This window comes from Acetoanaerobium sticklandii (assembly GCF_000196455.1).
GTDB classification, from domain to species: domain Bacteria; phylum Bacillota; class Clostridia; order Peptostreptococcales; family Filifactoraceae; genus Acetoanaerobium; species Acetoanaerobium sticklandii.
In genome coordinates, this window is the sequence record NC_014614.1 from 572,501 (window position 1) to 585,237 (window position 12,737).

Below are 12,737 nucleotides of genomic sequence, written 5' to 3' on the forward strand. Positions count from 1 at the left end.
AACCGGAAATGGAGGTCCGAACCCACGCACGTTGAAAAGTGCGGGGATGAACTGTGGGTAGAGGTGAAATTCCAATCGAGCCTGGAGATAGCTGGTTCTCTCCGAAATAGCTTTAGGGCTAGCGTCAGAGTTTAGATTGCAGGAGGTAGAGCACTGACTGTCCTAGGGGCCCTTTGGGTTACCGAAGACTATCAAACTCCGAATGCCTGTATATTATATCTGGCAGTCAGACTATGAGTGATAAGATCCATGGTCAAGAGGGCAACAGCCCAGACCGTCAGCTAAGGTCCCAAAATGTGTGTTAAGTGGAAAAGGATGTGGGATTGCCCAGACAACCAGGATGTTGGCTTAGAAGCAGCCATTCATTTAAAGAGTGCGTAATAGCTCACTGGTCGAGTGGTCCCGCGCCGAAAATTACCGGGGCTCAAACACACTACCGAAGCTACGGATTCATACTTATGTATGAGTGGTAGGAGAGCGTCGTATACGGGCTGAAGCTGTACCGTAAGGAGCAGTGGACTGTATACGAGTGAGAATGTTGGCATGAGTAGCGAGATGGATGTGAGAATCATCCAGGCCGAAAACCCAAGGTTTCCTGAGCAAGGTTCGTCCTCTCAGGGTTAGTCGGGACCTAAGCCAAGGCCGAAAGGCGTAGGTGATGGACAACAGGTGTAGATTCCTGTACCACCAATTATCGTTTGAGTGATGGAGTGACACAGAAGGATAGGCGATCACACAGTTGGATTTGTGTGTCCAAGCATTGAGGAAGTAGCCGCAGGCAAATCCGCGGTTACAATTCTGGGATGTGATGGGGAGCGAAATTTAGTAGCGAAGTCGTTGATTTCACGCTGTCAGGAAAAGCTTCTAGCGAGATAAAAGGTGCCCGTACCGCAAACCGACACAGGTGGGTGGGGAGAGAATCCCAAGGCCAGCGAGAGAACTGTTGTTAAGGAACTCGGCAAAATTACCCCGTAACTTAGGGAGAAGGGGTGCCTCATTAGTGTTAACGCATGAAGAGGCCGCAGAGAATAGGCCCAAGCGACTGTTTACCAAAAACATAGGTCTCTGCTAAACCGCAAGGTGAAGTATAGGGGCTGACGCCTGCCCGGTGCTGGAAGGTTAAGGGGATGTGTTAGAGCAATCGAAGCACTGAACTTAAGCCCCAGTAAACGGCGGCCGTAACTATAACGGTCCTAAGGTAGCGAAATTCCTTGTCGGGTAAGTTCCGACCCGCACGAAAGGCGTAACGATTTGGGCGCTGTCTCAACAACAGACTCGGTGAAATTGTAATTCCGGTGAAGATGCCGGATACCTGCGACAGGACGGAAAGACCCCATGGAGCTTTACTGTAGCTTAGCATTGGATTTAGGTAGTATATGTACAGGATAGGTGGGAGGCTTTGAAAGTAGGACGCCAGTTTTGCTGGAGCCATCCTTGGGATACCACCCTTGTACTATCTGGATTCTAACCACGATGAGTGAATCCTCATCTGGGACACTGCTTGGCGGGCAGTTTGACTGGGGCGGTCGCCTCCCAAAATGTAACGGAGGCGCTCAAAGGTTCCCTCAGCACGGTCGGAAATCGTGCGTAGAGTGTAAAGGCAAAAGGGAGCTTGATTGCGAGACATACAGGTCGAGCAAGGACGAAAGTCGGACTTAGTGATCCGGTGGTACCGCGTGGAAGGGCCATCGCTCAACGGATAAAAGCTACCCTGGGGATAACAGGCTGATCTCCCCCAAGAGTCCACATCGACGGGGAGGTTTGGCACCTCGATGTCGGCTCATCACATCCTGGGGCTGTAGTAGGTCCCAAGGGTTGGGCTGTTCGCCCATTAAAGTGGTACGCGAGCTGGGTTCAGAACGTCGTGAGACAGTTCGGTCCCTATCCGTCGCAGGCGTAGGAAATTTGAGAGGATCTGTCCTTAGTACGAGAGGACCGGGATGGACGCACCTCTGGTGCACCAGTTGTCACGCCAGTGGCACAGCTGGATAGCTACGTGCGGAATGGATAAGTGCTGAAGGCATCTAAGCACGAAGCCAACCTCAAGATAAGATTTCCCTCCGCAAGGGTAAGACCCCAGGAAGACTACCTGGTTGATAGGCTCTAGGTGTAAGTGCAGTAATGTATTGAGCTTAAGAGTACTAATAGGTCGAGGACTTGACCTAACTTAGGATTATGATATGCAGTTTTTAGTGTGCAAGGCATTTTTTATTGTAAAAAAATGGCCCCTTGGTCAAGCGGTCAAGACACCGCCCTTTCACGGCGGTAACAGGGGTTCGATTCCCCTAGGGGTCACCATTTGTGGGCTCATAGCTCAGCTGGGAGAGCACCTGCCTTACAAGCAGGGGGTCACAGGTTCGAGCCCTGTTGGGCCCACCAAACTTAATATGCGGTCCGGTAGTTCAGTTGGTTAGAATGCCAGCCTGTCACGCTGGAGGTCGAGGGTTCGAGCCCCTTCCGGATCGCCATTTTTATACGGAGGGATTCCCGAGTGGCTAAAGGGGGCAGACTGTAAATCTGTTGGCAACGCCTTCGCTGGTTCGAATCCAGCTCCCTCCACCAAAAAATATATTTACAAATGCAAGATAAAGTTGTATAATAACTTTGTTGTCAAATCACCAAAGTCGCGGAAGTGGCTCAGTGGTAGAGCATCGCCTTGCCAAGGCGAGGGTCGCGGGTTCGAGTCCCGTCTTCCGCTCCAATACAAATTTAAAGCATTTAGCATGCGGGTGTAGCTCAGTGGTAGAGCCCCTGCCTTCCAAGCAGATTGCGAGGGTTCGATTCCCTTCACCCGCTCCAATTAAAACTTAATTTAAGACTTCAGCTTAGCACTGCACTGCGTCTGTAGCTCAGTTGGATAGAGCAGTGGCCTTCGAAGTCATGTGTCAGGGGTTCAAGTCCCTTCAGGCGCACCATTATAGTTCTAACAAAAAGACCTAAAATTTATAGGTCTTTTTTTAATTTTTGAAAAAATCTTTACAGATTGGTTACTTCTCTTCTCTCAACTGATATAAATGATGTATACTATATATTGAAGTCGAATTTTGCCTTAAGGAGGCTATTAACTTGTGGGAATTAAAAGATATAGTATTTAATATAGGAATTTTTGATGTTATAGACATTGCAATAGTTGCATATGTTTTTTATAAACTATACCAGCTTATAAAGGAAACTAGAGCAGAGCAGCTAGTTAGAGGTATAGTAATTTTATTGCTTGCGACAAAAGCAAGTGAGATTATGCAGCTTCATGTTGTTAACTGGATACTTAAAAATACAATGACAGTGGGAATGATAGCACTTTTAATAGTATTTCAACCAGAGCTTAGAAGAGTGCTTGAATATCTAGGAAGAACTAAATTTATAATTAAACCAGCTATTGAGGATACTGAAAAAGTAGATGTTGTTGTTGAAGAGGTAGTACAGTCAATGACATCACTTGCAAGGCAAAAAATAGGAGCTCTTCTTGTTTTCGAAAGAGAAACTGGCATAAACGATATAATTCAAACGGGAACAATGATGGATGCTAAAGTTACTAGACAGCTTCTTATAAATATTTTTATACCAAACACTCCACTTCATGATGGTGCAGCAGTTATTAGAGGTGGAAAAATTATGGCAGCCGGTTGTTTTTTACCTCTTACAGAAAATAAATTTTTGAACAAAGAACTTGGAACAAGGCACAGAGCTGGACTTGGAATTAGTGAAAGATCAGATTGTATAGCGCTTATAGTCTCAGAAGAAACTGGATTTATATCACTAGCACAAAATGGTAAGTTATATAGAGATCTTTCTGAGGAGTCACTTAGAACCTTCCTTTTAAAAGGACTTAGAAAAGAAGAAGAGTCTAAAGGCTTTTTTAAGAAAGGCGGCATATTCAAATGAAGACATTATTAAACCAAAATTTAAAGATGAAAATATTTGCAGTAATCTTTGCTTTTTTTATGTGGATATATGTAATGGCAGAAGTTGACCCTATTATAATAAGAGATATTGATTCAGTCCCTATTAATATTACAAATATGCAAGAACTTGAGCTACTAGAGCTGACACCAGAGTATGGAACAGATTTGAATGTAAGAGTTAGCTTAAGAGGTAGAAGATCTATTTTAAATGCTCAAATTACTAAAGGAATTAAAACCGAGGGCTTAATAAACAACCCTAAAGAAGGTCAAAATATACTTGTAGTAGATTTAAAGGATGTTGATTCCAATGTTGAGTATACTTTATATCCTTCTGATAAACAAATTAATTTAGAAAAGAAAATGGTCATTCGAAAATCGGTATCAGTAGTACAAACTGGAACTTTGCCTGAGGGCTACGAAATTAAGGAAATTAAATCAAATCCTGCTAGTATGTATATAGAAGGCCCTAAATCATTGGTAGACTCTATAACTACATTAATGACTACTCTCGATGTTTCTAATTATGATAAGGATTTTAGCAAGAAGCTTCAAGTTATTCCTGTGGATAGAGACAATCAAGAAGTTAAAGGTGTAAGTATAAATCAAGATACTGTATTTGTACATGCTATTGTTGTAAAAGCAAAGACGGTTCCAATTGTACTTGATATACCAAGCAGTGAAAATGACGAACTTAAGCTAAGTGGATATACGATAGACCCACCTGAAGTTGTTATAAAAGGAAAAGCTAATGTAATTGATTCAATAAAAGAAATAAAAACTGAGAAGGTTGAGCTTTTACAGCTAGTAGAAAATCCTAATTTAAAAGTTAAACTCGTTATGCCTACAGGTGTAGAGACACAGACTCCAGAGATTACTTTAAAGTCATCTATGGAAAAAGTAATTAGTAAAGAATTTAATATATCTAAAGAAAGAATCCAAATTTCTGGAAATGGCCAACTGCCAGATATTTCTGATAATCCAGATATAAGCGATTTTATTGCTGTGAAGATTACAACTACTGACAAAATTATGGATACAATATCGGAAAACGACATTAGGGTTTATATAAAAATGCAAGAATATGAAAATAATCCTGCAAGAGTACCTATTCACGTAGAGGTTGATGAAGAGGTCGAAAGCATTGAAACAACACCGTTGTACTTGAATTTAGAAGGGTAGTATCCATTGGATACTGCCCTTCTCTTGAATTTTTTTTGATTTATGGATATCATAGAGATATATAATTGAAAGCTGTATCAAAAATACAATCACAAAAAAATGTACAGCATATAATTTAATAGAACTTGGAGGGGAAATATGAAGCTAATTTTAGTAATTAATCCTGGTTCCACATCTACTAAGGTGGCCCTGTTTAAAAGGACAGAAAACGTTATCCAGAATAATCTGACACATTCAGCTGAAGAAATAGCTAAGTTTGAAAGAGTATCTGATCAGCTAGAAATGCGCCAAGCTTTAATTGAAGACTGGATGAAAGAAGAAGGATACCAACTTTCGGATTTAGAAGCGGTTGTAGGCAGAGGAGGTCTTCTAAGATCTATGCCTGGAGGTACATACGAAGTAACTTCAAAGATGAAAGAGGATTTGATTGCTGCTCACAGAGGAGAACATGCATCGAATTTAGGAGGATTAATTGCAGACAAAATAGCTGAAAAAGCTGGAGTGAAAAGCTATATAGTTGACCCTGTAGCTGTTGATGAATTTGAAGATATAGCTAGAATTTCAGGAATACCTCAAATTGAGAGGATTTCTTTAGGACATGCACTAAATGTTAAAGCAGTAGGAAGAAGAGCTGCTAAAGAGCTAGGAAAAGGTTTAGACGAGGTAAATTTAATTGTAGCTCATATAGGTGGAGGAATTTCAATTTGCCCACTTAGAAAAGGTAAAGCAATAGACTATAACAATGCCAATGAGATGGGACCATTTTCACCAGAAAGAACTGGGGGACTTCCATGTGGTGATTTAGTAAAGCTGTGCTTCTCAGGAAAGTATACATTAGCTGAAATGAAGAAGAAAATAAGTGGTAAGGGAGGCCTTGTTGCTTATCTTGGCACTAATGATGCACGAGAAGTACAAAAGCTGATAGATGCAGGAGATGAAAAGGCAAAGCTAATTTTTTCAGCTATGGCTTATCAGATAGCAAAGGAAATTGGTCAGATGGCTACAGTTCTAAAAGGAGAAGTTGATGCAATAGTTATGACTGGTGGAGTTTCTTACTCTGAGAATCTAACAAATCAAGTTAAAGAAATGGTTTCTTTTATAGCTCCATATATGGTTATTCCTGGCGAAGATGAAATGCTAGCACTAGCTGAAGGAACTGTAAGGGTTTTAAATAGTGAAGAAAAGGCAAAGATTTATGAAAATGAGGTGAAATTTTAGATGAAAAATTTTAATGAAATTATAGCATTTGCTAAAGAAAGAGGTCCAAAGACTATTTCAGTAGCCTGTGCTCAAGATAAAGAAGTACTTTTAGCAGTTGAAGCTGCAAGAAAAGAAGGTATAGCAAAAGCTATATTAGTAGGTGATGAAGTTAAAATAGCTGAAATAGCTGAGACTTTAAATATAGCTTTATCAGATTATGAAGTAGTAAATGAGCCTGACCTTACTAATGCCTGTCTAAAAGCAGTAGAGCTAGTTTCAAATGGAGTAGCAGATATAGTTATGAAAGGTCTAGTTGATACATCTATTATTTTAAAGGCTGTGCTTAATAAGGAAATTGGACTTAGAACTGGACTTCCACTTAGCCACGTTGCTGTATTTAAAATAGATGGATATGAAAGATTATTCTTTGTTACAGATGCGGCTATGACACTGAGCCCAGATTTAATGACAAAGAAGCAAATTCTTGAAAACGCTGTTTCATTAGCTCATGCCTTAGATATTGAAGAGCCAAAGGTTGCAGTGCTTTGCGCTAAGGAAAAAACAGATGAAAAGATGCCATGTACAATAGATGCATTTAAGTTAGAAGAAATGCAAAAAAACGGAGAAATAAAAGGTTGCTTAGTTGGAGGACCATTTGCACTTGATAATGCAGTATCTGAAGAAGCGGCAAAGCATAAAGGAATGACTCATCCAATTGGAGGAAAAGCTGATATTCTTTTAGTTCCAAATATTGAATCAGGAAATATTTTATATAAATCACTAGTATTCTTTGCAAAAGGTGAAAACGCAGGACTAATTGTTGGAGCAAAAGCACCTATTGTATTAACTTCAAGAGCTGACAGCGATATTACTAAGCTAAATTCTATTGCACTTGCTGTACTTGCAGCTAGCAAGCAAAACTAATTTTAGAAATATAAAATAAAACTTTGGAGGGAACTATGAGCACTTATAAAATATTAGCTATTAATCCAGGATCTACATCAACAAAGATTGCTGTATATGAAAATGAAACACAAATAATGGAAAAAACTCTAAGACATTCTACAGAAGAAATCAATAAATACGAGAAAATCTTTGATCAATTTGAATTTAGAAAGAACGTTATAGTAGACGCAGTTAGTGAAGCTGGAATTGCTATTGAAGAACTAGATGCAGTAGTAGGAAGAGGAGGCCTTTTAAAGCCAATTAAAGGCGGAACCTATGAAGTATCTGATGAACTAATTGCTGGACTTAAAGAGCCATACCTTGGAGAGCATGCTTCGAATTTAGGCGGAATCATCGCTAAAGAAATTGCTGATGCAGCACTTGCTCCTTCATTTATAGTTGACCCAGTAGTAGTTGATGAAATGAATGATGTAGCTAGAATTTCAGGTATGCCAGAAATTCCTAGATTCTCAATATTCCATGCACTAAATCAAAAAGCTACAGCTAGAAGATTTGCTAGTGAAATTGGAAAATCATATGAAGACATAAATGTAATCGTAGCTCATATGGGCGGAGGAGTATCTGTAGGAGCTCATGAAAAAGGAAGAGTTATAGATGTAAATAATGCTCTAGACGGAGAAGGACCATTTTCACCAGAAAGAGCTGGAGGACTTCCAGTTGGAGATTTAGCTAAGCTATGCTTTAGTGGGAAATATACACATGCACAAATCAAGAAGCTATTAAAAGGCGAAGGCGGAATAGTAGCTTATTTAGGAACAAATGATGCTAGAGATGTTGAAAAGATGATAGCTGAAGGCGACGAAAAGGCTAAACTAATCTACGAAGCTATGGCTTACCAAGTTGCAAAGGAAATAGGTTCATGCGCTACTGTACTTAAAGGTAAGGTAGATGCAATTATCCTTACTGGAGGAATTGCATATTCTGAAATGATAACTACATGGATTAAGGAAAGAGTATCATTTATAGCTGATGTAAAAATATATGCTGGTGAGGATGAAATGTCAGCTCTAGCTCAAGGAGCACTTCGTGTTCTTCGTGAGGAAGAGAAACCACAAAGATATGAGGCTTAAATATGTTTATTAACGATAAAAGGATTAGAATTATCATAGGACACTATGGCAGTGGCAAAACTGAGTTTTCAGTGAATTATGCTATGAAGCTAAAGCAAGCTACTGCTAGTAAAGTTGCTATAGCTGACCTTGATATAGTAAATGTTTATTTTAGATCTAGAGAAAAGCAGGTTATGCTTGAAGAGCAAGGCATAAAAGTAATTGCTAGCTCTATAGCAGGAAATGCTCTTGACTTACCTGCTGTGGCTGCTGATATAATAACGCCTTTAGAGGACAAAACCTATGAATACGTAATAGATGTAGGAGGAGACTCTGTAGGAGCAAGAGTGCTTGGCAGATTCAAAAATTACATTGAAGATGGTGACTATGACATGTTCATGGTTGTAAATGCAAATAGAGAGCAGACCATGGATTTAGAAGGAATCAAAAGGCACAAGGAAACTATAGAGGCAACAAGTAGGCTCAAAGTGACAGGTTTTATAAACAACACTCATCTTATCAGAGAAACAACTCTTGAAGATGTACTTAAAGGGGACAAGCTTTTAAAAGAAGCATCCAAAGAACTTGGCATTCCTATCCGCTACGTTTCTGCTATGTCACATATAGCTAGTCAAATACCAGATGAGGTTTCAGGCGAAATCTTAGCACTGGATTTGATTATGAGAGATCAGTGGATGTAAAGCAATATAGTATTAATATAATTTCTGCCTAGCAGAACAACGCTTAAAGGAGGATATATAAATGGCTAAAGGTAAGGTGTATTTTGATCAAGATCGCTGTAAAGGTTGCGAGCTTTGTACTACAGCATGCCCGGTAAAAATAGTAGTTATGGACAAAACACAAATCAACATAAAAGGGTACCATCCAGCAACTGTACTAGAGATGGATAAATGTATAGGATGTGCTAACTGTGCAACTATGTGTCCAGATTATGTAATTACTGTAGAGAGAGAACAATAAAAAGGAGGATACTATAAATGGCTAAAGTACTTATGAAGGGTAATGAAGCAGTAGCAAAGGCAGCTATCGAGGCTGGATGTAAATACTTCTTCGGATATCCTATTACACCACAAAATGAGATTCCAGAGTATATGGCTAGAGAGATGCCAAAAGTTGGAGGAGTTTTTTTACAAGCGGAGTCAGAAGTTGCAGCTATAAATATGGTTTATGGAGCAGCAGGAGCAGGAGCTAGAGTTATGACTTCTTCTTCATCTCCAGGAATCGCCTTAAAACAAGAAGGTATATCATACATAGCAGGTGCAGAGCTTCCAGCAGTAATCGTAAACATGATGAGAGGAGGCCCTGGACTAGGAGGAATCCAACCATCACAGGCTGACTATTTCATGTCGACTCGTGGAGGCGGAAATGGTGACTACAGACATATAGTATATGCTCCAGCAACTATTCAAGAAGCTGTAGATATGACTATGGAAGCATTTGAAGTAGCTGACTACTACAGAATGCCAGTAATGGTAGTAGGAGACGGTATGATAGGACAGATGATGGAGCCAGTTGAGTTTAATCCTCCAGCAAAAAGAGAGCTTCAGGAAAAAACTTGGGCATCTGTTGGAACTAAAGGCTTAAGAAAGCCTAACGTAATCAACTCACTTTATCTTGAAGCTCAAGAGCTAGAAGATCACAACATTCGTCTTGAGAAGAAATATGAAGAAATTATAGAAAAAGAAGCTAGATGGGAAAACTACAAAATTGAAGATGCAGATATTATCCTTGTAGCTTATGGAACAACTGCTCGTATTGCGAAAAATGCAGCTGAAGACCTTAGAAAAGAAGGAATCAAAGCTGGTGTAATTCGCCCTATGACATTATGGCCATTCCCTAATAAAGCATTCGAAAACTTAAATTGTAAAGCTCTTCTAACTGTTGAGATGTCAATGGGACAAATGATAGAAGATGTAAAAACAGCTGTTGAGTTCAAACTTCCAGTTCACTTTGTAGGAAGAGTTGGAGGAATGATTCCAGAGCCTGTTATGATAGTTGATAAAGCAAGAGAGATTATGGGAGGTGTAAGATAATGGCAGTTGTTTTCAAAAAGACTCAGGGACTTACTGATGTACAAACGCATTACTGTCCAGGCTGTACACACGGTATTATCCATAGATTAGTTGGAGAAGTATTAGAAGAGCTAGGAGTACTTGGCGATTCTATAGGTGTTGCACCAGTTGGATGTTCAGTACTTGCTTATAAATATTTTAACTGTGATATGCAAGAGGCAGCTCATGGTAGAGCACCAGCATGTGCTACAGGTATCAAAAGAGTTCATCCTGATAAAGTAGTATTTACTTATCAAGGAGACGGAGACCTTGCTTCTATAGGTATGGCTGAGATAGTTCATGCTGCAGCTAGAGGAGAAAAAATAACTACAATATTTGTAAACAACGCAATCTACGGTATGACTGGTGGACAAATGGCTCCAACTACACTAGTTGGTCAAAAAGCTACAACATCACCTTACGGAAGAGATGCAGCTCTTGTAGGCTTCCCTATTAGAGTATCAGAAATGCTTTCAACTCTTGATGGAGCTGTATATGTAGAAAGAGTTACAGTAAATACTGCTGCAAATGTTCGTAAAGCTAAAGCAGCTATCAAAAAAGCTTTCCAAGCTCAAATTAATGGAGAAGGATTTACTATGGTAGAGGTACTTTCTACTTGTCCTACAAACTGGGGACTACATCCAGTTGAAGCATTAAAATGGCTAGAAGATAACATGATTCCATACTATCCTCTAGGAAACTTTAAAAATGTAGATGGGGAGGCGAAATAGTATGCAAACTCAAAAAATAATTTGTGCAGGCTTTGGTGGTCAAGGGGTAATGTCTATGGGACAGCTTATCACTTATGCTGGTATGCTAGAAAGCAAAGAAGTATCTTGGCTTCCATCATATGGTCCAGAAATGCGTGGAGGAACTGCTAACTGTTCAGTTATAGTATCTGAAACTCCTATCGGTTCACCAGTTATTACAAATGATGCTACTTCAGCTATAATTATGAATCTTCCATCTCTTACTAAGTTTGAGAAAGACGTAGCACCAGGAGGAAGCATATTCATCAACCGTTCTCTAATAGAGAAAAAAGTTGAAAGAACTGATGTAGATGTATACTATATAGATGCAAACGAAATAGCACTTGAGCTTGGAAATCCAAGAGTAGCTAACATGGTTATGCTAGGTGCTTTAATTGAAATCAACAAAACCGTATCTATCGACAGCGTTCTTGAGGCTTTCAAAAAAGTTTTCGGTCCTTCAAAAGAGAAGTTTGTACCTCTTAACAAAGAAGCGATTGAAAAAGGTATGCAAGCTGTAAGAGAATCTGTAAAATAATAACTTTGTTTAATTCAAAATAATGCTTTAAAAAACTATGAATAACCTTTATTATAAAGGTATTCATAGTTTTTTTTAATGACCTAGTTTAAGTCGGAGGTAAGATATGAAACCCTGTCAATATGCCAGAAACAACTAATAAAAAGATGAAGCCCTTTATTAGAATATTAACCCTAGCTCTTGGAAGCTTGATTTGTGCAGTAGGGATAAATGGATACTTAAGACCGCTTGGACTACTCAGCGGTGGAGCTACAGGTATAGCTATAATTATGAATCATCTTACAAGCTTTAATATCGGTCTTATAGTGTTTGCAATAAACATTCCTTTGTTTGTTTTGGCAGCATTTAAGCTAAAGAGAGAGTTTGTAATATACAGTATGATAAATATGACCATGTTTTCAACTTTATTAGGAGTAACGGGGGAAGTATATAAATATATTGGTGTAGACGACATTATGCTTTCGGCTATAGTTGGAGGAGTATTAAACGGAATAGGCATGGGAATTACATTTAGAGGTAGAGGCTCTCAAGGTGGAATGGATATAATTGCAGCACTAATAAGAAAAAAATGGGATATATCTCTTGGAAATGCACTTATGGGAGCAAATCTCGTGATAATTGGCTGGGGTGGTACGATATTTGGAATAAAAAGCTTCCTTTACACTATAATAGTTCTTTTTATTTCATATAACTTCTTAGACAAGGTTCAAACTACCTTTGAAACGAAAAAATCAGTTATGATAATATCTGAGCATCCTAAGGAAATAGGAGATGCTCTTATGGCTAATATGAACAGAGCTATCACCTATCTCAATGGAGAAGGTGGATACTCTCACCTGGAAAAACAAATAATATACACAATAATCAATCCAAGAGAAGTGTCTAAGCTCAAAAAAATAGTAAATGACCATGATCCAAAAGCGTTTATTTCAGTGTTTGAAACAAATGAAGTAAGAGGATATAGATTTAAAGAGCGCTTTATTTAGAGCTAGAGAATAAAATAAGAAAAAATAGGTCATTTTATTAAAAGAAAAGTCCAGTTTGTATAAGAACATGGTGTCTTATAAAAACTGGACTTTATT

The 12,737-nt window shown here is 39.0% G+C and carries 11 protein-coding genes, 7 tRNA genes and 1 rRNA gene (1 of these 19 cut by a window edge); all 19 read left to right on the forward strand.

The genetic code is table 11. The features are described 5' to 3' along the window. A 23S ribosomal RNA gene (locus tag CLOST_RS02650) occupies positions 1 to 2,165 on the forward strand (it extends 753 nt beyond the left edge of the window). A gap of 58 nt (positions 2,166 to 2,223) precedes the next feature. Continuing rightward, positions 2,224 to 2,298: transfer RNA gene (locus CLOST_RS02655), tRNA-Glu, on the forward strand. Positions 2,299 to 2,303: 5 nt separating this feature from the next. Next, positions 2,304 to 2,379: transfer RNA gene (locus CLOST_RS02660), tRNA-Val, on the forward strand. A gap of 12 nt (positions 2,380 to 2,391) precedes the next feature. After that, positions 2,392 to 2,468, forward strand: a tRNA-Asp gene (locus CLOST_RS02665). 9 nt (positions 2,469 to 2,477) lie between these two features. Next, positions 2,478 to 2,562: transfer RNA gene (locus CLOST_RS02670), tRNA-Tyr, on the forward strand. A gap of 64 nt (positions 2,563 to 2,626) precedes the next feature. Next, positions 2,627 to 2,701, forward strand: a tRNA-Gly gene (locus CLOST_RS02675). Between the two features lie 24 nt (positions 2,702 to 2,725). Continuing rightward, positions 2,726 to 2,799, forward strand: a tRNA-Gly gene (locus CLOST_RS02680). A gap of 39 nt (positions 2,800 to 2,838) precedes the next feature. Beyond that, a tRNA-Arg gene (locus tag CLOST_RS02685) sits at positions 2,839 to 2,915 on the forward strand. 151 nt (positions 2,916 to 3,066) lie between these two features. After that, a complete protein-coding gene (gene cdaA, locus CLOST_RS02690) occupies positions 3,067 to 3,882 on the forward strand; it encodes a diadenylate cyclase CdaA (RefSeq protein ID WP_013360703.1) in 816 nt (271 codons plus the stop codon). Beyond that, a complete protein-coding gene (locus CLOST_RS02695) occupies positions 3,879 to 5,081 on the forward strand; it encodes a CdaR family protein (RefSeq protein ID WP_013360704.1) in 1,203 nt (400 codons plus the stop codon). The genes cdaA and CLOST_RS02695 overlap by 4 nt, the downstream gene beginning before the upstream one ends. A 138-nt stretch (positions 5,082 to 5,219) precedes the next feature. Then, positions 5,220 to 6,299 (forward strand): butyrate kinase, encoded by a 1,080-nt coding sequence (buk, locus tag CLOST_RS02700; protein WP_013360705.1) that lies wholly within the window; start codon positions 5,220 to 5,222, stop codon positions 6,297 to 6,299. Continuing rightward, positions 6,300 to 7,205, forward strand: a complete 906-nt coding sequence (gene ptb, locus CLOST_RS02705) for a phosphate butyryltransferase (protein ID WP_013360706.1) — start codon at positions 6,300 to 6,302, stop codon at positions 7,203 to 7,205. A 35-nt stretch (positions 7,206 to 7,240) separates the two neighbouring features. Beyond that, a complete protein-coding gene (buk, locus tag CLOST_RS02710) occupies positions 7,241 to 8,317 on the forward strand; it encodes a butyrate kinase (protein WP_041487082.1) in 1,077 nt (358 codons plus the stop codon). Between the two features lie 2 nt (positions 8,318 to 8,319). Beyond that, entirely contained in the window at positions 8,320 to 8,997 is a 678-nt protein-coding gene (locus CLOST_RS02715; protein WP_013360708.1) for a hypothetical protein, read from the forward strand. A 61-nt stretch (positions 8,998 to 9,058) separates the two neighbouring features. Continuing rightward, positions 9,059 to 9,277, forward strand: a complete 219-nt coding sequence (locus CLOST_RS02720) for a 4Fe-4S dicluster domain-containing protein (RefSeq protein WP_013360709.1) — start codon at positions 9,059 to 9,061, stop codon at positions 9,275 to 9,277. A gap of 17 nt (positions 9,278 to 9,294) precedes the next feature. Continuing rightward, positions 9,295 to 10,350: a 3-methyl-2-oxobutanoate dehydrogenase subunit VorB gene (locus CLOST_RS02725; RefSeq protein WP_013360710.1), complete on the forward strand. Its 1,056-nt coding sequence runs from the start codon at positions 9,295 to 9,297 to the stop codon at positions 10,348 to 10,350. Beyond that, positions 10,350 to 11,099: a thiamine pyrophosphate-dependent enzyme gene (locus CLOST_RS02730; RefSeq protein ID WP_013360711.1), complete on the forward strand. Its 750-nt coding sequence runs from the start codon at positions 10,350 to 10,352 to the stop codon at positions 11,097 to 11,099. The genes CLOST_RS02725 and CLOST_RS02730 overlap by 1 nt, the downstream gene beginning before the upstream one ends. A 1-nt stretch (position 11,100) precedes the next feature. After that, the gene (locus CLOST_RS02735; RefSeq protein ID WP_013360712.1) at positions 11,101 to 11,655 is read left to right on the forward strand and encodes a 2-oxoacid:acceptor oxidoreductase family protein; all 555 of its coding nucleotides are present in this window, start codon (positions 11,101 to 11,103) and stop codon (positions 11,653 to 11,655) included. Between the two features lie 122 nt (positions 11,656 to 11,777). Continuing rightward, positions 11,778 to 12,641 (forward strand): YitT family protein, encoded by an 864-nt coding sequence (locus tag CLOST_RS02740; RefSeq protein WP_013360713.1) that lies wholly within the window; start codon positions 11,778 to 11,780, stop codon positions 12,639 to 12,641. Positions 12,642 to 12,737 lie beyond the last annotated feature (96 nt).